Source organism: Gluconobacter wancherniae NBRC 103581 (genome assembly GCF_007988885.1).
GTDB lineage: Bacteria > Pseudomonadota > Alphaproteobacteria > Acetobacterales > Acetobacteraceae > Gluconobacter > Gluconobacter wancherniae.
The window spans coordinates 72,327-93,293 of record NZ_BJUZ01000003.1 but is presented as its reverse complement, the minus strand read 5'-3'; the positions used below and the strand labels follow the sequence as shown (position 1 = coordinate 93,293).

The 20,967-nt window shown below is 57.0% G+C and carries 18 protein-coding genes; 4 read left to right on the top strand and 14 right to left on the bottom strand.

Translation table 11 applies throughout. The features are described 5' to 3' along the window. Positions 1 to 2 precede the first annotated feature (2 nt). The 7 genes from GWA01_RS11185 to GWA01_RS11155 form a co-directional block, all read right to left on the bottom strand. A complete protein-coding gene (locus tag GWA01_RS11185) occupies positions 3 to 806 on the bottom strand; it encodes a ParA family protein (protein WP_146798029.1) in 804 nt (267 codons plus the stop codon). Next, a complete protein-coding gene (gene rsmG, locus GWA01_RS11180; protein ID WP_146798027.1) occupies positions 796 to 1,377 on the bottom strand; it encodes a 16S rRNA (guanine(527)-N(7))-methyltransferase RsmG in 582 nt (193 codons plus the stop codon). Before rsmG ends, GWA01_RS11185 begins: the two co-directional genes overlap by 11 nt. Continuing rightward, positions 1,377 to 3,230 carry a tRNA uridine-5-carboxymethylaminomethyl(34) synthesis enzyme MnmG gene (gene mnmG, locus GWA01_RS11175; protein WP_146798025.1) on the bottom strand — a complete coding sequence of 618 codons (1,854 nt, stop codon included), beginning with the start codon at positions 3,228 to 3,230 and terminating at the stop codon, positions 1,377 to 1,379. Before mnmG ends, rsmG begins: the two co-directional genes overlap by 1 nt. Before the next feature lie 3 nt (positions 3,231 to 3,233). Beyond that, positions 3,234 to 4,529, bottom strand: coding sequence for a tRNA uridine-5-carboxymethylaminomethyl(34) synthesis GTPase MnmE (mnmE, locus tag GWA01_RS11170; RefSeq protein WP_146798023.1), 1,296 nt, complete (start codon positions 4,527 to 4,529; stop codon positions 3,234 to 3,236). Between the two features lie 51 nt (positions 4,530 to 4,580). Further along, positions 4,581 to 4,976, bottom strand: a complete 396-nt coding sequence (locus GWA01_RS11165; RefSeq protein WP_146798021.1) for a nuclear transport factor 2 family protein — start codon at positions 4,974 to 4,976, stop codon at positions 4,581 to 4,583. Positions 4,977 to 5,078: 102 nt separating this feature from the next. Next, complete coding sequence (locus GWA01_RS11160) at positions 5,079 to 6,476, bottom strand: cytochrome c (protein ID WP_228118595.1); 1,398 nt, start codon at positions 6,474 to 6,476, stop codon at positions 5,079 to 5,081. A 63-nt stretch (positions 6,477 to 6,539) separates the two neighbouring features. Further along, entirely contained in the window at positions 6,540 to 8,825 is a 2,286-nt protein-coding gene (locus GWA01_RS11155; RefSeq protein ID WP_146798017.1) for a PQQ-dependent dehydrogenase, methanol/ethanol family, read from the bottom strand. 460 nt (positions 8,826 to 9,285) lie between these two features. On the opposite strand from GWA01_RS11155, the gene GWA01_RS11150 reads away from it, so the two are divergent. Beyond that, positions 9,286 to 9,732 (top strand): methylated-DNA--[protein]-cysteine S-methyltransferase, encoded by a 447-nt coding sequence (locus GWA01_RS11150; RefSeq protein WP_146798015.1) that lies wholly within the window; start codon positions 9,286 to 9,288, stop codon positions 9,730 to 9,732. A 65-nt stretch (positions 9,733 to 9,797) separates the two neighbouring features. Here the strand turns inward: GWA01_RS11150 and rho are convergent, their stop codons facing one another. The 3 genes from rho to GWA01_RS11135 all read right to left on the bottom strand — a co-directional run bounded on the left by rho (position 9,798) and on the right by GWA01_RS11135 (position 13,529). Then, complete coding sequence (gene rho / locus GWA01_RS11145; protein WP_146798238.1) at positions 9,798 to 11,090, bottom strand: transcription termination factor Rho; 1,293 nt, start codon at positions 11,088 to 11,090, stop codon at positions 9,798 to 9,800. A gap of 259 nt (positions 11,091 to 11,349) precedes the next feature. After that, the gene (locus GWA01_RS11140) at positions 11,350 to 12,897 is read right to left on the bottom strand and encodes a GMC family oxidoreductase (RefSeq protein ID WP_228118594.1); all 1,548 of its coding nucleotides are present in this window, start codon (positions 12,895 to 12,897) and stop codon (positions 11,350 to 11,352) included. Continuing rightward, positions 12,894 to 13,529: a gluconate 2-dehydrogenase subunit 3 family protein gene (locus GWA01_RS11135; RefSeq protein ID WP_146798013.1), complete on the bottom strand. Its 636-nt coding sequence runs from the start codon at positions 13,527 to 13,529 to the stop codon at positions 12,894 to 12,896. Before GWA01_RS11135 ends, GWA01_RS11140 begins: the two co-directional genes overlap by 4 nt. A gap of 164 nt (positions 13,530 to 13,693) precedes the next feature. Between GWA01_RS11135 and sucB the strand changes: the two genes are divergently transcribed. Both sucB and GWA01_RS11125 read left to right on the top strand, forming a co-directional pair. Then, positions 13,694 to 14,785, top strand: a complete 1,092-nt coding sequence (gene sucB, locus GWA01_RS11130) for a dihydrolipoyllysine-residue succinyltransferase (RefSeq protein ID WP_146798011.1) — start codon at positions 13,694 to 13,696, stop codon at positions 14,783 to 14,785. Positions 14,786 to 14,895: 110 nt separating this feature from the next. After that, entirely contained in the window at positions 14,896 to 15,882 is a 987-nt protein-coding gene (locus GWA01_RS11125; protein ID WP_146798009.1) for a L,D-transpeptidase, read from the top strand. 215 nt (positions 15,883 to 16,097) lie between these two features. Here GWA01_RS11125 and GWA01_RS11120 read toward each other — a convergent pair whose 3' ends face one another. The 3 genes from GWA01_RS11120 to GWA01_RS11110 form a co-directional block, all read right to left on the bottom strand. After that, positions 16,098 to 16,481: a DUF3597 domain-containing protein gene (locus GWA01_RS11120; protein WP_146798007.1), complete on the bottom strand. Its 384-nt coding sequence runs from the start codon at positions 16,479 to 16,481 to the stop codon at positions 16,098 to 16,100. 71 nt (positions 16,482 to 16,552) lie between these two features. After that, positions 16,553 to 17,848, bottom strand: coding sequence for an adenosylhomocysteinase (gene ahcY, locus GWA01_RS11115; RefSeq protein WP_146798006.1), 1,296 nt, complete (start codon positions 17,846 to 17,848; stop codon positions 16,553 to 16,555). 101 nt (positions 17,849 to 17,949) lie between these two features. Continuing rightward, the gene (locus tag GWA01_RS11110; protein WP_146798004.1) at positions 17,950 to 18,324 is read right to left on the bottom strand and encodes a superantigen-like protein SSL4; all 375 of its coding nucleotides are present in this window, start codon (positions 18,322 to 18,324) and stop codon (positions 17,950 to 17,952) included. A gap of 190 nt (positions 18,325 to 18,514) precedes the next feature. Here GWA01_RS11110 and GWA01_RS11105 point away from each other — a divergent pair, with 190 nt between their 5' ends. After that, a complete protein-coding gene (locus GWA01_RS11105; RefSeq protein WP_146798002.1) occupies positions 18,515 to 19,579 on the top strand; it encodes a transporter in 1,065 nt (354 codons plus the stop codon). A gap of 18 nt (positions 19,580 to 19,597) precedes the next feature. Here GWA01_RS11105 and GWA01_RS11100 read toward each other — a convergent pair whose 3' ends face one another. After that, positions 19,598 to 20,881 (bottom strand): Hsp70 family protein, encoded by a 1,284-nt coding sequence (locus tag GWA01_RS11100; protein WP_146797999.1) that lies wholly within the window; start codon positions 20,879 to 20,881, stop codon positions 19,598 to 19,600. Between the last annotated feature and the right edge of the window lie 86 nt (positions 20,882 to 20,967).

Here is a 20,967-nt window from a genome sequence, read left to right as displayed (position 1 = left end):
GGCTATGCCTTCTTCCCGTTACCCGTTTTTGTCAGCAGTTCGTCAGCCAGCGCAAGATATGCTGCGGCTCCCGTGGAACGCGCATCGTAGTCGAGCACGGGCGTGCCGTGGCTCTGGGCTTCCGAGATGCGGATGTTTCTGGGAATGATGGTTTCGAAGACCTGCTCCCCAAAGAAGCCTCTGGCATCCTGGGCTACGAGTTCCGAGAGATTGTTGCGGCGATCATACATCGTAAGGATAATGCCTTCGAGATGCAGATCAGCGTTGAAAGCGCGTCGCACGCGGTCGATGGTCCGCACAAGCTGGCTTATGCCTTCAAGTGCAAAGAACTCGCACTGGAGTGGAACCAGGACACTGTCGGAGGCGACGAGGGCGTTCAGCGTCAGCAGGCCGAGGCTGGGTGGGCAGTCGATCAGGATTATATCGTACTGACCTTCCAGCGCCCGTAGCGCATCCCGAAGACGATATTCGCGGCGCTCGTCCGCGATCATTTCGATCTCCGCACCCGCAAGCTCGTTATTCGCTGTGATAATGGAGAGATTTTCGAACTGCGTTTCCTGGGGAAGGTCTGCCGGTGCGGCTTCCTGCATCAGGGCTGCGTATGTACCCACGTTGCGCTGGTCATATTCGATGCCCAGACCAGTGGAGGCATTGCCCTGTGGGTCGAGATCAACGAGCAGCACACGCTTGTTCCGACGTGCGAGAGACGCAGCCAGATTGATGGTCGTCGTCGTTTTACCGACGCCACCCTTCTGGTTTGTGACTGCGACGATCCGGGTGATGGGGGATTCTGAATTAGACGACACGCTTAAAATCACTGACCTTAATGATGGCTCCGCCGGGGTCGGTGCGGCTGGGAATAATACTATGGGTCATGTGCCAGTCGCGACTTGCGTCGGTCAACTCGGACTGTGCCTTTATTCCTTTAAGAAATAGACAAAATCCATCTTCCTTGAGCAAAGGGCGCGCCCAGCCGAGAAGTTTTTCGAGTGGGGCAAGAGCGCGGGCCGTGATGATATCGGCGGGCTCGGGAGTTGCAGCCTCAATGCGTTTGGGAATGACAGTGACGTTTGCCTCGCACAGCCGCGCTGCTTCGCGAAGGAAAGCACATTTACGCTGATCTGACTCGATCAGCGTCACGGGGTTACTGGTGGCGATCGCCAGAATAAGCCCCGGAAATCCACCCCCCGACCCGAGGTCGGTGATGGTTGCGCCTTCAGGGATCATGGGCACGAGCTGAAGGCTATCATCAATGTGGCGAGGCCAGATGAAGCGCATGTCTCGTGGGCTGACGAGATTGATTTTCGCGTTCCACTGCGCGAGCACCTCGGCAAAGCACTCCAGCCGCGCTTTTGTTTCACGTGAAACGGTGGTCATCAAAGGGTCCTTACATGTGCCAGCAGGGCGACGAGTGCAGCTGGGCTTACGCCCCGTACACGTTGCGCTGCGGCAAAACTTGGTGGTCTGGCCTGAGAAAGACGCTCACGCATCTCGCTGCTCAGGCCGCCGATCACACTGTAGTCCAGATTTTCCGGAAGAACGATTGCGCTTTCGCTGGCAAGCTGCCGGATTTCGCGATCCTGCCGTTGCAGGTAGCCTCCGTAACGGGCCTCGGTCTCAACGTGACGCCTCACACGCAGGGGTAACTCAGCAAACCAGGGCGCCAGAATACCCGCCTGATCTCGGTCGCCATTCGTGGCCAAAACATCAAGCAGCGTGCGACGACGGCCATCAAGCGAGACTTCAAATCCAGCGTCGCGCAGAACCTGCGGCAGGAAAGTCGTCTCTGTTGCACGGGCCATTGCTGCGTCGATGTCGTGCTTCTGAGCATCAAAAGCCTTTTGGCGGTCAGGTAATACGCACCCAGCCAGCACCCCTTTTGGTGTCAGGCGCAGGTCGGCGTTGTCCGCGCGCAGACTGAGTCGATACTCTGCGCGGGATGTAAACATGCGGTATGGTTCACTGATGCCGTGCAAAGTCAGATCGTCGATCATGACGCCGAGATAGGCCTCACTGCGATCAAAAATGATGGCATCGTTCCCGGCGGTCGAGCGTGCTGCATTAAGCCCGGCGAGGAGACCCTGTGCGCCTGCTTCTTCGTAGCCGGTGGTACCGTTGATCTGCCCGGCGAGATACAGACCTCGCAAGCTACGCAGTTCCAGAGAGGGCAGCAGTTCACGTGGATCTACGTAATCATATTCGACCGCATAGCCTGCCGTCACGATCCTGGCGTTCTTCAGCCCCGGCATGGAGGCGATCATGAGTGCCTGAACATCGGCGGGAAGGCTTGTGCTGATACCGTTAGGGTAAACCAGATTCCCGCCGGGGTTACCCGGGAGTGCCTCAGGCTCCAGAAAGACCTGATGGGATGAACGCTCGGCGAAGCGCACAACCTTGTCCTCAATGGATGGGCAATATCGTGGGCCGCGCCCTGCGATCGCGCCACCATACATTGCAGAAAGATGGAGGTTTTCGTTGATGATCTGGTGAGTTTCGGGGGTTGTAGACGTAATTCTGCAGGAGGTCTGATTGTTTGTGATGGATGTGGTGAGTGTGCTGAATGGTTCAGGAACGTCGTCACCACGATCTTCCGCAAGCGCATCCCAATCGATGGTGCTGCGCTCCAGACGGGCAGGGGTGCCGGTTTTCAGGCGGCCCATCTGCAGGTTGAGTGCTTCTAGACGTTCGCCCAGTTTGGTTGCCGGTGCTTCGCCAATACGCCCGGCGGCCTGCTGCTGGTGTCCGACATGTATGACGCCACGAAGAAAGGTGCCACTTGTCAGGACTACCGCTCCTGCTGTGAAAGTTCGTCCGTCTTCGCAGATTGCACCGCAAATGCGGCCATCTTTCTCGATCAGGTCTCCGACGGCGCCTGCCATGAGTGTCAGGTTGGGTGTTTCAGCCAGAAGTTCCTGAATCGCTGTGCGGTAGAGTGAGCGGTCTGCCTGAGCGCGTGGGCCATGAACGGCCGGGCCTTTGGAGCGGTTGAGGAGTTTGAAATGAATGCCCGCCCGGTCAGCGGCTTTCCCCATAAGCCCATCAAGCGCATCGATTTCGCGCACAAGATGACCTTTTCCGATGCCCCCGATCGCGGGATTGCAGGACATGACGCCAACTGTCTCGATGCTGTGTGTCAGCAATAAAGTCCTGGCGCCGAAGCGTGCAGAGGCAGCCGCAGCTTCGCAGCCGGCATGGCCTCCGCCAATCACGATGACGTCAAAATCGCTCAAACTCTACTTCCCGATACAGAACTGCCCGAATATTGCGTCGAGCAGGGATTCAATGTCGACCCGGCCTGTCAGACGACCGAGAGCCTGCATGGAGAGGCGAAGCTCCTCGCCGCGCAGTTCCGGCCAAGATGCATTCTGCGCCCGCTCCAGATGGATGACGGCCTCTTGAATGCCTGCCCTGTGTCGAGCCCTGGTGAGAGGAGGGGCTGCCGAGCCACTCGTCAGGGCAGCAACACGATCTGTCAGCGTCCGACGTAGCTCCGTTAGTCCGTCTCCCGTTAGGGTGCTGATGCCTAGCATGCCTTCAGGGGCGGGCGCGATGTCGATTTTGGTTCGGACAGGAATTTCTTCAGCCGAAAGGCACGCGGCGCTTTCGTCCGGCGCAAGGAGATGCAGCACGACGTCTGCCTGTTTCACGTGAAACAGTGCACGCCGGATTCCTTCGGCCTCTATTTCGTCTTCAGTCTCACGCAACCCCGCTGTGTCGATCAATCGGAGCCTGACGCCATTAAGAACCCAATCCACGGCGATGGCATCGCGGGTTGTGCCTGCACGATGGGTGACAATTGCGGCGTCTTGCCCCGACAAGGCATTGAGAAGGCTGGATTTTCCGACGTTTGGAGAGCCTGCGATGACAACTGTCAGGCCCTGACGCATCAGTTCGCCGCGATTATCCTGTAGATGTGCGTTCATCTCGTTGTGGAGCGCCGTAAATTCACGGATCAGGCTGTGCTCGATCTCCTCCGGGAGGTCTTCGTCTGGAAAGTCGATCAGGGCTTCCTGATGCGCCAGTACCAGCCGTAGCCTGTGCGCCCAGGAATCATAAAGGCGGCTCAATGCGCCATCTGCCTGCTTGAGTGCCTGCTTGCGCTGGCTCTCGGTTTCTGCCTCGACAAGATCAGCTATCGCTTCGGCCTGAAGCAGATCCAGCCGCCCCTTCTGAACAGCACGACGTGTAAATTCACCGGGTTCGGCAGGGCGCGCGCCGAGATCAAGGAGAGCATCTGCGACCCGGGAAATGATTGCGGGTCCTGCATGGAGGTGCAGTTCGAAACCGTCTTCGCCCGTGTAGGAGTTGGGGCCGGGAAACCAGAGCGCTACGGCGTGATCCAGAATGTCTCCACCATGTTTAAGGGCGCGAAGGCTTGCACGACGGGGGGCAGGGAGGCTGCCACACAGAGCCGTCAGAATTTCTGAGCTGCCGGGGCCACTCGCGCGCATAATTGCGATCGCGCCGCGACCTGCACCTGTTGCCAGTGCGAAGATAACTCTGGAGCCCGATAAGGAATTAGACGTCATGGCTTCACTGTAGAGCAGGAGCGCGCGCGGCGAAATCTCCTTCCGTGCTGATCAGATTTTCAATGGCGAGATCTGCTGATGGAGACGCGGCTCACCAACTTTGAACCATGCTTTCGTGATCTTACTATTTTGGACCTCATAGATGCAGATCACGTCGACTTGTCCTGCGCCGTCCGGGAAATTTCGCTGAACAGTTTCATGATCAACAACGACGTTGCCTACCACTGTCCGTGTGTGCAGTTTCCCAAACAGATTAGGCTCCTTGAACCGTTCGATATGGCGCGCGCGTATCTCTGTGGCATTTGCTGCCAAGAGGGTTGAGGGGAAAGCGTAATACTGACAATCCTCCGCCCACCACAGCATGAAGTTTTCGATGTCGCGTAGGTTGTACGCCTCAAGCTGTTTTTGCACCGGCAGAGTAACTTCTACTGATTGTGGGGGAGGCATTTGATTGCCTTTGTCGGTTTGAGAGCGGGTGGCCTGCGCAAAAAAAAGAGGAGGACCGTTTCCGGTCCCCCCCTTTTTTTAACCAGAACTCTGTCGCGTAACTTACTGGGCGTTGTCCACGCCGGAGTGAGTCTGCGGAGAGAAGGTCCAGCCATGACCGTATGGCTGCGGCACGTATGCCATCCAACCCTGGCTCGATGTGTTCCAGCCTGCGGTGGAAACTGGTGCGCCAGTGGTGCGCAGCTTACTGATATCAGAAGCCGACACGGTTCCCGGTGCATTGTTGCCCCAGGCCTTGCGCATAAAGTTCACGACATCTGCCATCTGCTGGTCAGAGAGGTGATCCTTGAAGCCCGGCATGGCAACTGCGGACGGTGCCCAGTTGGTTGGAGGCAGGATGCCACCGAACGCAACGACGTTTGCGAGGGATGTCGGGTTGTCAGTCAGAACAACCGGGTTTCCTGCCAGTGGTGGGAACATACGGTTGACGCCTGAGCCGTCATTCATGTGGCAGATGGCGCAGTTGTGCAGATAGACTTCCGCACCAGCGTTGCCCTGACCGCCCTTTTCCAGCAGAGCCACGGTCTGGCCATCGTCCTGACCAAGGTTCTTGCCTTCCGGAACAGCAGGCATGCTCTTCAGGTACTTCGCGGTGGCGCGCAGGTCGTCATCCGTCCAGTGTTGCGTGCTGTAAGCAACCACATCGGCCATTCCACCGAATACTGCGGAATGATCGATACGGCCTGTCTTCAGGAAGAAGAAGATATCGTCTTCAGACCAGCGTCCCAGACCTGTATCGCTGTTGCTGCGCAGGCTTGGAGCAATCCAGTTGTCGATCGGTGCGCCGCCGGAGAGGTAAACCGGGCCGCCCTTGGCATCATACGCCTTAACCTGCATGCCGAAGCCGCGAGGTGTATGGCATTCGCCGCAATGGCCCGGGCCGTTGACGAGATATTCGCCGCGGGCAATTTCTGGGTCCTGAATGCTCGGGTCATTTCCCTTGGGGACGGATGGCACGAACATTGAACGCCAGATCGACAGCGGCCAGCGCATGGAAAGCGGCCAGCTGATGTCTGGCTGCTTGTTCTGCCGTGCGACTGGTTTCACGCCGTGCATGAAATAGGCGTAAAGCGCGCTGATGTCCTCGTCGGACAGGCGTGCGAACTCAGGGTATGGCATAGCCGGATAGACCGTGCTGCCATCCTTGCGGATTCCCTGACGAACTGCCTTGGTGAAGTCCTGCAGTGTGTACTTGCCGATACCGTAGGTCGGGTCCGGCGTGATGTTGGTGGAGTAGATCGTGCCGATCGGGCTCTTGATCTCCAGACCACCAGCAAAAGCCTGACCGTGCAGTGCGGTGTGGCAGGCAACGCAGTCAGACAGACGGGAGATATACTCGCCCTTCTTGATCAGGGCCTCGTCAGCATCCTGGGCGTGGGCGGCGCCGAAAGACACCGCCATGAGGCCAATTACGGCCGCGTATTTCCATCCCTGTTTCATGTTACATACCAGCCTGTCGCGTGTTGATCCCGTAAGCATCTCTCAAGCCCTCCTCACCATGAATCATGGGTGATCCGGTGCTGAAACCGGGCCAATGGTGGGAGCTGGCGTTGGACCCTGGGGAACGCCGAGCGTCTGTTTGTCAGGGGTGCCTTCGCGGTTGTCGCGGGCCTTCACTTCGTCTTCGAAGGTTTCGTTGGCACGCTTGACGATGAAGTTGCGGATGTCCTCGATCTGATCCGGTGTCATGGATGTGTCGAAGCGATCCATGCCGTAAGCGGTCAGAGCACCGCGACCGACCAGATTGTAGAAGCGCTCCTTGTTATGGATCGCACCGGACCAGCGAAGATCTGGCAGAACACCACCGGACATGCTGTTGTCACCATGGCATGCTGCGCAATAGGTCTGGAACTGGAAGTAGCCATCCTTGGTGCGCGCTTCATCCCATTTTGCAGGCGGCTTAACGGGCAGGAAGCCCTTGTCGTTCTGCGGGGGAAGCTTGTCGTTGCCATCAAGCGCGAAGGCGATGATGCGCGAGTGGTTGACAGTCCAGCCGGATGTGCGTGCTGCACCGCCAAGGAAGAACGGATAGATGCCGCCCCAGCCCACTTCCATCGCGACATACTGCTTGCCGTTGGCCGTGTAGGTCACCGGAGGAGCAATGATGGCGCTCTGTGCGGGGAAGCTGAACAGGTCGTTGCCATTGGTCGCGTCGTAGGCGTGGAAATCGCCGTTTGCGAGACCCTGGAAAAGCAGTCCGCCGCCAGTGGCGAGGATGCCGCCGTTCCACGGGCCCTTGTGATCAATGCGGAAAGCTGCCTGCTGCTTTGCAGGATCCCACGCGACAATCCAGCCCTTCAGGTCACGGAAGAACTGCTCTTTCGCAGCCTTATCCTCGGGCTTGTTGTCGTCCAGCAGGCCGACCTTGTTCATGTCCAGACCAAGGTTCCAGCTATCGTGGTGAGCCTTGAAGCCACCCTTCTGCGGATCGTAAACGAAAGGAACCTGCTGAGCCGGGATATAGACCAGCTTTGTCTGCGGGCTGTAGGCCATGGAAGCGAAGTTATGGCCACCAAGATCGCCGGGAATGCCGTACCAGGGCTTGCCTGTCAGAGTCCACAGAGCGTCTGGGTTGTAGTTGGGGCGGCCCGTCTGCGGGTCCAGACCCTTTGCCCAGTTCTCGTAAACATACGGCTTGCCGGACAGGAATTCACCCGTCTTTGCATCCAGAATGTAGAAGAAACCGTTTTTCGGAGCATGGACGATCACATGGCGCATCTGGCCATTGATCGGCATGTCGATGGTCATGATCTGCTGGACAGAGGTGTAATCCCACTGGTCCATCGGGGTTTCCTGGAAGTGCCACACATACTCGCCGGTCTCCGGCTTGATGGCGACAATGCTACCAAGGAACCAGTTGTCTCCCTTACCCTCAGAACGATACTTGTAGTTCCAGGGTGAGCCGTTGCCGACGCCAAGATAGATCAGGTCAGAGACGGGATCATAGATCAGAGAATCCCAGACCGTTCCGCCGCCGCCCTGCTTACGCCAGGCGCCACCCTTGCTCCAGGTCTGGTAAGCCTTGGACATCAGGATTTTGTCTGAAGCAGCGCCGTCAGGCTTGTTCTCGGCGTTTGGAACCGTGAAGAAACGCCAGTCGAGCTTGCCTGTTTCTGCATCGAAAGCAGACACAAAGCCACGTGCGCCGAATTCTGCACCACCGTTTCCGATGATCACGCGGCCCTTGGCGATGCGCGGTGCGCCATCAACCGTATAGGATTTCTGGTGACCAAGGGAGGCGTCCTGCGGGATCGTGTTGACGCTCCAGACCAGCTTGCCGGTCTTGGCATCAAGGGCGATCAGGCGGCCGTCAAAAGTGCCGAAATAGACTTTGCCGTTCCAGTATGCCGCACCGCGGTTGACGGTGTCACAGCAGCCGCGGTCAGCGATGTTGCCGGGAACTTTTGGGTCATAGGCCCAGAGCAGCTTGCCGGTCGCTGCGTCCAGCGCCTTCATTTTGCTCCAGTTGGTCGTGGCATACATGACGCCATTGACGATCAGCGGAGTGCCTTCCTGGCCACGGTTCGTATCCAGGTCATAGTGCCATGCGAGCTTTAGCTTGCCGACATTGTCCTTGTTGATCTGGTCGAGCGGGCTGAAACGCTGCTCGGAATAGGTCCGGCCATACGTCATCCAGTCTCCTGGATGTTGGTCGGCGTTGACGATGGCAGAGCCCGTATCTTCCTGCGCGAGTGCGGCAGGTGCCGCTGCACAGAGCGCCAGGGCGGCGGCGCAGGTAAGAAGGCGCTGTCTCGTATGCTTGATCGGCGCCAATAGACCAGAAACCATGATCCGGCTGTCCTCTTTGTAAAGACTGTTCCCGTCACTGGTTATCAGACTTGTTTGGTCCAGTTATGACCGTGATTGCTCATGGTCCCAAAGGCAGAAAACAAGTCGCTGAAACTCCAGCAACACAAGAACTTCATGTCCCTTCTTTATTCCTTGTTGAAGGCGCAGTCTCTGACGTTTCCGTGATCAGAACAGATGACAGATGCCTTGATGGGGTCTTACGAAACATTTAGGATCTATATGATAATGGATCGCATTTGCATCTAACTAATACTTGACATGAAAACGGCAGTTTCTCAACGAATTACACAATGTGTCAAAAAGGGTCCTAAATAGGTCCCATATGTTTTTTTGGTATATCGACTGTACCAATTATGCATCACAAACATGCCTTGATGCGGGATTCCTAGAGACGTCAAAGGGATATTGACGCTTTTCCGGCGCTCGGGCAGCGTGAGATATGCCTCAGATTTCTCTTCATTCCCCCCTTGGTGCCCTCACAATCAGTGAGGATAACGGCAAAATAGTCGCTCTGGACTGGGGGTGGGGCCGTGATCAGGAGGAAACACCTCTTCTTGTCGAGGTTAGAGATCTTCTTGAACGCTATTTCGACGGTGATTCCGTTGATTTCAGAACGATTCCAATGGAGCCATACGGGACTTCATACCGTCTGCGCGTTTGGGAAGTACTTAGGGGCATTCCTTATGGCGAAACCAGGAGTTATGCGCAGGTTGCAGCTCTTGCCGGTGGCTCTCCTCGGTCTGTAGGGGGAGCAGCGGGCGCCAATCCGATTCCTATCCTTATCCCCTGTCATCGTGTGGTCGGTACTAGTCATCTTGGGGGATATTCCGGAGCAGGTGGCCTTGATGACAAGACGATGCTGCTTGGGTTGGAAACCGGCGAATAAAGCAGACATGAAAAAGGGGAGCCTAAGCCCCCCTGATCCGTAACGCTTTCTGGCGGACAGGTCCGTCAGTTGTTCATAGCGTCGAAGAAATCCTGATTGGACTTGCTGTATTTGAGCTTGTCCAGCAGGAAGTCCATCGCATCCATAGTGCCCATTGGCGCGAGGATACGACGCAGTACCCACATCTTGGAAAGCTCGGAGCGGTCGACCAGAAGCTCTTCCTTTCGCGTGCCCGACTTGGTGATGTCGATGGCAGGGAAGGTGCGCTTGTCGGCGAGCTTGCGGTCCAGGATGAGTTCCGAGTTACCGGTACCCTTGAATTCTTCGAAGATGACTTCGTCCATGCGAGAGCCCGTGTCGATCAGCGCTGTTGCAATGATCGTGAGGGAACCGCCTTCTTCGATGTTTCGTGCTGCACCGAAGAAGCGCTTCGGGCGCTGCAGGGCATTGGCATCCACACCACCGGTCAGCACCTTGCCCGATGACGGCACAACGGTGTTGTAAGCACGTGCAAGACGCGTGATGGAATCCAGAAGGATCACGACGTCGCGCTTGTGCTCGACCAGGCGCTTGGCTTTTTCGAGAACCATTTCCGTAACCTGGACGTGGCGGGTTGCCGGCTCGTCAAAGGTGGAGGAAACGACTTCACCACGGACCGAGCGCGCCATGTCCGTCACTTCTTCCGGGCGCTCGTCGATCAGCAGGACGATCAGGAACACTTCAGGATGATTGGCGGAAATGGAGGCTGCAATGCTCTGGAGCATTACGGTCTTACCGGTGCGCGGAGGTGCCACGATGAGCGCGCGCTGTCCCATGCCGATCGGGGAAACAAGATCGATTACGCGCGGTGTATAGTCGCGCTGATCCTTCTTTCCACGGCCGGAGACTGGGGCAGGGGCTTCTTTTTGTTCAACTTCCATTTTCAGGCGACGCTCTGGGTAGAGCGGCGTGAGATTGTCGAAGTTGATCCGTGTCCGGACGGTTTCCGGCGCTTCGAAGTTGATGGTGTTGACCTTCAGCAGCGCAAAATAACGCTCGCCATCGCGCGGTGCGCGGATCTGGCCTTCCACCGTATCGCCCGGGCGCAGGCCAAAGCGGCGCACCTGGGTCGGGGAAATGTAGATGTCATCCGGGCCAGGAAGATAATTGGCTTCCGGGCTTCTCAGGAAGCCGAAGCCGTCTGACAGGATTTCGAGTGTACCCTCGCCGTAGATCGCCTGATCGCGCTCGGCAAGGGATTTGAGGATAGCGAACATGATGTCCTGCTTGCGCATGGACGAAGCATTTTCGATCTCCAGCTCTTCTGCATAATCGAGCAGATCGGCGGGAGACTTCTTCTTCAGTTCGGCGAGATGCATGAAATACGCGCCTTGATGTGCCGCAGGGGGCGAGACCTGATACGGGAGGATGCGCCGGTCTGTTAATGACAGAAGCCAGAAGCGGAGGCTTCGGATGTCAGGCTTTTCGAGGTGGTAAAGCCCGACACCGGAAGCAGGCGTCATCCGGTTGGGAGGGGAGCCCCGGCGATGGAACACCACCAGGAAGTCTCTGTCCGATTACCTGAGTGCCTGATCCGGTGTCAAGTTTTCCCTTGTAAAGGCCGGTTCTTCGCAGGAATTACGCTGCCAGCATGGCTTCTGCCGTGCGCAAAGAAAGTGCCATGATTGCCAGCGCAGGGTTTGCCGCGGTTGCGCTGGGGAAGACCGAGTGGTCACAGATCCAGAGGTTTTCGATATCGAAGCTTCTTCCCACCGGATCGACAACACATGAACTGCCATCGGTGCCCATGCGGCATGTGCCACTCATATGAGCTGCGCGGTCGATCACGCGGATGTCCTGCGCGCCTGCAGCTTTCCAGATATCCGAGAGCGTTCGGGCTGCATGGTTGTGCATTGCCAGCTCATTAGGTCCGTATGAATGATCGATCCGGGGTTTGCGCATCCCTGTTGCATCTGTCTCATCCGAAAGACTGACACGGTTTTCCGGGCGTGGCAGGCATTCACCGTTGATCCCGATGCCAGCGCTGCGATTGTAGCGTGAAAGGGCGTCGGTCAGGCTCTGACCACGAATGGTGGTGCCGCGTACCATGTTCAGGCCCCATGTTACGGGCATCATACCCAGGGACTGAACAAGATAACCCCCAACGAAATCTGCATCCTTGGGACGCACAAGATCTTCCGTGATTGTAAGCGATGGATAGCCGCGGTTGGGGCGCATATCCTGATCAAATGTTCCCCAAACCTGCGTCGAAACATGGGTCATGTAGTTTTCGCCAACCTGACCCGAACTGTTCGCCAGGCCGGTATGGAGCAGCAGGCGGGGTGTCTCGACAGCTCCCGCTGCGAGGACAAGGGCAGCACAGCGTTGGCGATGTTGCTTGCCATCCCGCAGATAGACCACGGCAATGATGCGGCCAGCTTGATCACGCTCGATGTCGTGGACGAAGCAGCCATCGCGAAGCTCTGCACCATAAGCCACGGCCATGGGCAGCCAAGTGTTGTCGGTGCCCGATTTGGCTCCGTTCCGGCAGCCCTGATGGCACGCGCCACAGTTTGCGCAGGCATGTCTGGTGCCGAAATGGGGCTGTTCGATATCGCGTGTAATGACGGCAGCCGGTCCGTCCGCATGTTTTAGGCCTACGGCTTCGCACCCTTCGCGCATCCGTAGGGCCGCGGAGTTGGCGGGAGGAGGAGCATAAGCGTAGCGGCGCTTTGCATCCCAAGGGTATTGCGCGGGGCCAGAGACCCCGATGAAAGATTCTACGCGCTCTATATAAGGAAGAAGCGTTTCCAGTCCGAAGGGCCAGTCAAAGCCTTTTCCCGTCTCGCGATGCAGATAAAAATCACGGGCATCGATGCGTGGCATGAAGGCGCCGTAGTGCAGCAAAGAGCCACCAAGCCCGGTGCCGCTGTTGTTGCCGCCGAAAGCCTGTGGTGATTCCCCTCCGGAGAGGCGCTCGTTTAGCCAGTAAAGCTCATTGGCGACTGGTTCGTCCGGCGTATGGCCCTCTGGCCGAAAGCGCGGGCCTGCTTCAAGAACGACAACGCTTTTGCCATGTCTGGCGAGTTCGGCTGCCAACGGAGAGCCACCAGCGCCAGCTCCGACCACGACGACATCCACGCAGTCGGTATTCGCGTAATGACGCATTGCTGTTTCCATATTCATACACGGGCCTCCGCAACGATGGCCTCGGGTTCAAAGGCTTCTTTGCTGTCTGGTGTCACATTTGCAAAGCCCTGGAACACATTGTCTCCACCGGTCATGGAGGAGGAAATACCCAACGCGCACTGAACAGCAGGATGTGACATGAAACATGCCACTGTTTCAGCGCGTAGATCGCTGGTCCAGAGCTTCATCTGAGGGGCATTGAGGCGGTTTGCCTGATCTATTCCCGCTAGCCCTTTCGTCACATCATCAAGAAGAGTGCCACGCTGTTCGGGTGTCAGGTCCGGGTATGAAGAGCCGTGTTGGGTGAAAGCCAGATCGGTGATGGTCAGAAGACCTGCTTCCCAGGCCTGAATATCAGATGGAAGCTCAGCATAACGCCAGCCGTCTCGCTTGCCTGCCAATGACATGTCGATGCGTGCTGCGAGATCGAGAGCCTGTGTACCCAGTACTGTTTCTTGTGGGAGGAGGTCATTTGTGACGCTCCGTAAAATCCGGAAGCTTTCGGGAGACAGTTGCCCTGGGGCATAATCCTCGGGAACCGGTGTGGCCCGCTGCTGGAGAATGGCTCGGGTGCGTTCGGAAATATGGTCCGAACTCAGGAAATCTGTGATGTTGGGGGTCGGTGTCATGTCGGCCTCCTTTTGCTTTGGTCTCAAAGTCCCGGCATTAGAGATGGTTCCGCCTCCCGCTTGCGGAGAAGATGCAGTATCGTCACTCTGAAAACCGTGCCCGATGGTCGGGCATGCAGACACGATACATACCCTTTCCGGGTTCGGACAGTTGAGGAGTGGTGATGACGGTCGAGATCAGGGTGCCGGTTCTGGGTGAAAGCCTGACGACAGCGATCGTTGCGCGCTGGCTGAAACAGCCTGGCGACTATGTTCAGCATGACGAAACCATTCTTGAACTGGAAACAGACAAGGTCAGTGTTGAAGTTCCTGCGCCGACCAGCGGTGTTCTTGAGGCCTGCGTTGTCGTAGGAACCGAGGTGGAAATCGGGTCCGTTCTGGGGGCTGTGGATGAGACGGCGAGTGCCCCTGTGCGGGAAGCTGCCCCAAAGCCTGAACCTGTTATTGCAGCCGAACCGACACCAGTGCCGGAGAAGCCTGTTCCGCCGAAATCTCCCGAGCCCGTCGCGGTGACGGCACGTGCGCCTGCAGCCGAAATTCCGTCCAGTTCCGATACGCGGGAGCGCCGGGTTCCGTTATCGCGCCTGCGTCAGACCATCGCCCGTAATCTGAAGGTAGCTCAAAACACTGCTGCTATTCTGACGACGTTCAACGAAATCGATATGAGTGCCGCTCGGGAACTACGCGCAGAGTATCGTGAAGCGTTTGAGAAGAAGCACGACGGCGCAAGGTTGGGCTTCATGTCCTTTTTCGCGCAGGCTGTTGTCGGGGCGCTGAAGGATTATCCTGCTCTGAATGCGCAGATCGAAGGGGACGAGATTGTCTATCGTGATTTCGTCAATCTCGGTATCGCTGTTGGAACAGAGCGCGGGCTTGTCGTTCCGGTGTTGCATGATGCGGACAAGATGGGGTTTGCCGAGCTTGAGCGTCGGATCGCGGATTATGGAAAGCGCGCACGCACGGGGGGGCTCAAACTCGAAGAACTCTCACACGGAACGTTTTCCATCACGAATGGTGGGATTTTCGGCTCCCTGCTTTCCACCCCGATCTTGAACACCCCGCAATCGGGTATTTTGGGAATGCATGCGATTCAGGATCGGCCTGTCGCGCGCGATGGTCAGGTTGTTATCAGGCCAATGATGTATGTCGCGCTTTCCTATGATCACCGTCTGGTAGATGGTCGGGAAGCTGTCAGCTTTCTTGTAAGGGTGAAGCAGCTTGTGGAGGACCCACGCCGATTGCTGCTTGATCTGTAACCTTGAATGGGGAGGGGCATAATTAAAATACCGCTCATTCATCGAACGCTGGGCACTTTTGTGTGCCCCCTCGCGTTCAACTGTAATATTGGACCCGAGGAAATTTCTGAATGTGGCAGATCGCCCGACTGACCCAACCTTTCGCAAAGGCTTTTGCCGTTACAGTTCTGGTGAGTGCTGCCTTGCCGCTCAATGCATGTGCACATCCGGATGCGATTGAACCTAGTGCCGCCCAGCCGGTACCGCCGATCAGTGATCCGACCGCAACTCCTGCATCTAACCCACCAACTGATGCGGCGCCGATTCCATCTCCGGTCGTGATCCCACCACTGCCCGTCGTGAGTGATGGGGAGGCGCGTGAAGAAGCCGCTGCTCTGGTTTTGAAAATGCGGCAGCAGATCAAGCGCTTTACAACATACACCCCTGAACATCGCGCACGTTTCATTGCGCTGGCACAGACTGAAATTCAGGCAGCAGGAACGGTCATCGACCGGCCGCAACTGATCATGATTGTTGACCGCAACGAAAACGTGCAGAGGATGGATTATGTTCTGGCGCTACCTGATGCGCCGTGGGTGTCTTTGGGGGGAAGTCCTGTTTCGACAGGGAATACGGGGCGCAAATATTATTACATAACCCCAACGGGTGTATTCCAGAACAGTGCAGATAGACTTGGCTATCGCGCTGAGGGCACAAAGAACAAGAATGGCATTATGGGAATTGGTGCCAAAGGATCGCGCGTCTGGGATCTGGGGTGGCAGACGGCGACCAAGGGATGGTTACCCAAGCACGAGACCGGTCAGATCCGTTTGGAAATTCATGCAACGGATCCTCACTTTCTGGAATGGCGTCTCGGGCATCCTGCCTCTGAAGGGTGTATCCGTATTCCTGCGACAATGAACCACTTCATGGATCATTATGGACTTATAGATGTTTTGTACGAGCAGGCTGCAAGTTATGACACGCGCTTTCGCGCTTTGCTTCCCAAGGATCGTGAGCCTGTCAAAATTGCTGGGGATCTGATTGTCGTGGTTGATTCCGGGCCTCAGACGGAGCCGAAAATTGACCCGTTAGCAGACAAGAGACAAATTCCCTGAATAATATTCTCTAAAAGTAATGTTTTTGTTTAGAAACAATTTCTTCGCACTGTTCAATATGAGCACAAAACTACGGTAGAGTTTCTCATAAGAGCCCCCCCCAGCCTGACGGACTTTTTGTGGTGCTCCGTATCTGAAATATGAATTGGAATTAGAATAAAAAAAGCCCGGGCAAATGACCCGGGCTTTTCTTTTGTATACGGAAAGATGAGGACTTAGTGGGCCCAGCCTTCCGGTACCTTGCCGCCGTTTTTGGCGAGCTCGGCATAAACCTGCTTGATGAGCCATACGTTCATCGTGGCAGAATCATCGGTGCTGCCTGAATAATGCAGTTCGCCAGCGAGGCTTTTGCGGGCATCAAGCGAGCTGTCCAGACCCAGCAGCTTCAGGAGATCCACAATGGAGGTCTTGTAGTTCAGAGGCTGACCGGCTTTGGAAGCCAGATCAGACAGAACGGCATCGACATCCACGGGAGCGGCTGGCGTGGCGGGTGCTGCGGCAGGTGTGCCTGCTGCAGGCTGGGCGTCAGCCGTGGCGCCCGTTGTCGCGGCTTCGGCATGGCCGAAGATCTTTGACATGATCGTGCTGAAAATACCCATGGAGATACTCCTGACTTGTGACGGGAGAGGACCCGGGGCGAAAGGACTTCGCCCCGTACAGTCCGGTCCGATCAGTAACGGTAGAGATCGTGCTTGAACGGCCCATGTTCAGGAACGCCAATGTAGTCTGCCTGTTTCTTCGACATCTGAGTTAATTCTGCGCCAACCTTTGCGAGGTGAAGTGCAGCAACCTTTTCGTCGAGTGCTTTTGGCAGGGTGTAAACCTTGACGTCGTACTGGCCAGGCTTTGCCGTCCATAGTTCGATCTGGGCCAGCGTCTGGTTGGTAAAGGACGCTGACATCACGAAGGATGGGTGTCCGGTGGCGTTACCAAGGTTCACCAGGCGGCCTTCGGACAGCAGAAGGATGCGACGGCCTTCTGACAGTTCGATCTCGTCCACCTGCGGCTTGATGTTGTTCCAGCGATAGTTGCGCAGGGCATCAACCTGAATTTCGCTATCGAAGTGACCGATGTTGCAGACGATTGCCCGGTCTTTCATCTCACGCATGTGGTCGATCGTGATGATGTCCACGTTGCCTGTGCATGTGACGAAGATATCACCGCGCGGTGCAGCGTTTTCCATCGTGACGACTTCATAGCCTTCCATGGCGGCCTGCAGGGCGCAGATCGGATCTGCTTCCGTCACGAGTACGCGGCAGCCTGCGCTGCGCAGAGATGCGGCGGAGCCCTTTCCGACGTCGCCGTAACCGGCAACAACGGCAACCTTGCCTGCCATCATGACGTCCGTACCACGACGGATTGCATCCACGAGGCTCTCGCGGCAACCATAAAGGTTGTCGAACTTGGACTTCGTGACACTGTCGTTCACGTTGATGGCCGGAACCTTCAGCGTGCCAGCCTTTTCCATCTGCCACAGACGGTGAACGCCCGTTGTGGTTTCTTCAGAGAGGCCGCGAACGTCCTTCAGAAGGTCAGGGAAGTGGTCATGCATCATGACCGTCAGGTCGCCGCCATCATCGAGGATCATGTTTGGCGTCCAGCCGTCAGGACCCGTGATTGTCTTCTCGATGCACCAATTGAACTCTTCTTCCGTCAGGCCCTTCCAGGCGAAGACGGGAATACCGGCAGCAGCGATTGCAGCAGCAGCATGGTCCTGGGTTGAGAAGATGTTACATGAGGACCAGCGGACTGTTGCGCCGAGAGCCGTCAGCGTCTCGATCAGAACAGCAGTCTGAATGGTCATGTGCAGACAACCCGCAATGCGTGCGCCCTTGAGCGGCTGGCTGTCCTTGTATTCCTCGCGAAGGGCCATCAGGCCCGGCATTTCGCCTTCTGCAATGGAAATTTCCTTGCGGCCCCAATCGGCCAGGGAAATGTCGTGAACCTTGTAATCCTGCGTGGTCATGAAGAGGCCCTCACTGCCGGTATCTGATGCAGTGAGGGTATAGAGCCTTGCGCGAGGCACGCAAAGTGCCCGGCGCTCAGGGAATGAATGTCCGTTTCATGTCACTCAGGGCTGGATGTCGTGCTCTGCGTGGCTGGTGCGGTTTTATGGCCATGATGGTGCGTCTTTACGCGGCGCGGGTTTTTCTGGGCTGAAGGCACTGCGCCGGTCTTGCCAGAAGGGTCCTGGACCATTGTTGGTGGTGTGGACGGGTTGTTCGTGCCGGGCTGTTCGTTGATGACGTTCTGGGATGAAGGCAGGTTGTTTACAGGCTGGGTGCCTGTTGAATTCTGGGCCTTCTGAACAGCCGAGTTTGCAGACTGCGCCTGATCGGTGCTGGGTGTGCTGACGGCCTGTGCGGATGCGGTTGCTCCGTAGGATGAGGCGGCAACCAGAAGGGCGCTTGCGAGAAAAGTGGATTTGAGATGAATGGACATGGCAGTTCGTTCCTTTTCAGAGGAGAGCTGGTCCTGTAGGGGATACGTTGATAACTCTGGGTGGCGCGAACAGTTGCGTTGTGGAGCATATTGCGTGTGGGGGAACGTCGTGTCAGACAGCCTCCGGTTACCAAACTGAACCCTGGCCTTCCGGCCGGTCGCACAGAGCCTCGGAAGACGGGAGGATGCCGTGTCAGACAGCACTGTCTATAATTTCCCGTTTACCGTGATCGACCCCGCTTACCGCGAGGGAGACAAGCCGGTTTTCGCAAATGGACTCGTCTGGGCCATTCACGCGGTTCCGGGACAGGAAATCCGTACCCTTGAGGCGTCTGAAGTCGAAATTCTGCTCACACCGGGCCGGAAGCTGACAGGCGATGGCTGGTACTGGCTTCATTTCGATACCGTTCATAGCTCGGCGCGTGCGCATGTCGCGAATCTTCCGGACCTCCCGGAAGATGTCTGTGCGATGCTGGCGGAAACCGAATATGGCATAGCGCTTGAAGCCTGGGGCGATCTCGTATGGGGGGCGCTGCCTGCATTCGACGATGCCCTGTCGGAAGAGGATCGGGAAATCTGTGCGTGGCGTTTCGCCATGCGCCCAGAGCTTCTCATTACCACACGACGCAACCCGATTCCGGTGCTGGGTGCTGCATATCGCTCGCTACGGCCGGATACGATTCCCCGCACGCCTGCGGGGGTCATTGATCGTGCATTGCGTGAATTTACGGGAATTGTCCGCAGGCAGCTTGCTCAGGTCGATGATGAACTGGACCGCGCGGAGGACGTGTTGCTTGTAATTGAGCATCGTTCGGATCTGGGTCATCTGGGCGGAATCGTGGGCAAGGTCCGCAGACGTGCGACGGAACTGCGTCGTGTTGTGACCCCGATCGACCGTGTGCTTAAGGACGAGGATCTGAGTCTTCCGGAATGGGCCGAAGACGATTTGCGTGACCGGGCGGAACGTCAGGTACACGCGGCACTGGACGATCTTATTGCGCTTCAGGACCGTGCGCGGTCTCTTCAGGATGAGCTGGGATCAAGCCAGGCGGAAGAGACGAACCGGCGCCTGTATATCGTTTCGGTCGCAACGACCCTCATGCTCCCCGCTACATTCGTGACCGGATTTTTTGGCATGAATACGGGCGGAATGTTTCTGGCTCAGGGAACGTTTGGAACCGTCGAAGCAGGGGTTGTCTGCTTCGTGTTCATGGGCGTGACATTCTTGTTTATGAAGCTGCTGCGCCTGCTCTGACTGGCCGCAGGAGGGAAATTATCCCTCCATCAGCGCCAGACCCTCAGCGACGGAAACAAATTCGCCACCCATATCGACGCGCTCTGCACCGAATTTGCGGATGAACATGTCGCGCACTGCCGGGACGAATGATGTTCCACCCGTCAGGAAGACGTGGTCAACGCCGTCAGCGCTCAGACCGGCTTGTGAGAGTGCCTCCTCTACCGCCTGTTCGAAGCGCGCGACATCCGGTGCAATCCAGCGTTCGAAATCGGCGCGGGTGACCTCTTCCTCGATCCGGATGTTTTCGTACGCAAAACGCAGCACGGTGCTCTCTGCGGAAGAGAGCGCGCGCTTGGCTTCTCCGACGGATTTGTAAAGCTCCTGACCCTGCTGGTCCTCGATGATGGTGAGGAGTGCCTGAAGTTTATCCGGTTCGGAAACCGTGCGTGCAACGTCCTGTATGTTGCGCATGGTCTGTGGCGTTCGCATGAGGGACAAACGATGCCAGCGGCCAAGGCTCGCGTACCATTCGATCGGCACGGGCAGGGGGGAGCCGCCCATCACGCGGTAGGTGCAGTTTTTGCCGAGATGTGGCGAAATGACGTTGTCGATAATGCGGTAATCGAACTGATCTCCCGCAATTCCTACGCCGGAATAGCCCAGTGCTTCAGCACCTTTTTTAGAATCCGGATCGAGGCGCAGGATCGAAAAATCACTTGTGCCGCCGCCAAAATCACCGACCAGAACCGTTGCCGGTGCCTTGAGGCGCTGGGCAAACCGCCAGCCCGCAGCTTCGGGCTCTAGTGCTACGGAAACCTTCCCGAAACCTGCCCGTGCAAAGCTCTCTCGCAGGCGCTGTTCGCCAAAAGCGTCATCCGCGCGATCGCCGGCAAAATGTACGGGACGCCCGACCGTGGTGCTGACCTGAGCGGGATCAAGGCCAACATTGTCCAGCAGGCATTTCAGGAACTGTGCGATCAGCATGTCCAGCGTCATCCGGCGACCCAGCAGCTGTGTCTCGCGGAATGATTTCTGAGCCAGATATGTTTTCATCGACATGATCAGGCGGCTTTCCGCCGGATCGTCGAGATATGCATCAATAGCTGCCGGGCCTACGGCTTCTTTCAGAACGAGGCGGCCGCCTTCATGATCCTGCCAAAGACACAGCAGTGTCCGACAGGTATCGGAATCCGGATGATCGGGGAACGAGAACCGGATGGTTTTCGTCTCTCCGTCTGGTGTGGCCAGAACGATGACACTGTTGGTCGTGCCAAAATCGATGCCGAGCCGGAGGGTATTGGGGAGCGTGACCGATGACATCGGGCGTCAATAGACGTGCGCTTTCGGCAAGTCCATCCGGTTTGATCATGGAAAAGATGCGAAAAAGCACACAAAAACCCCCGCTG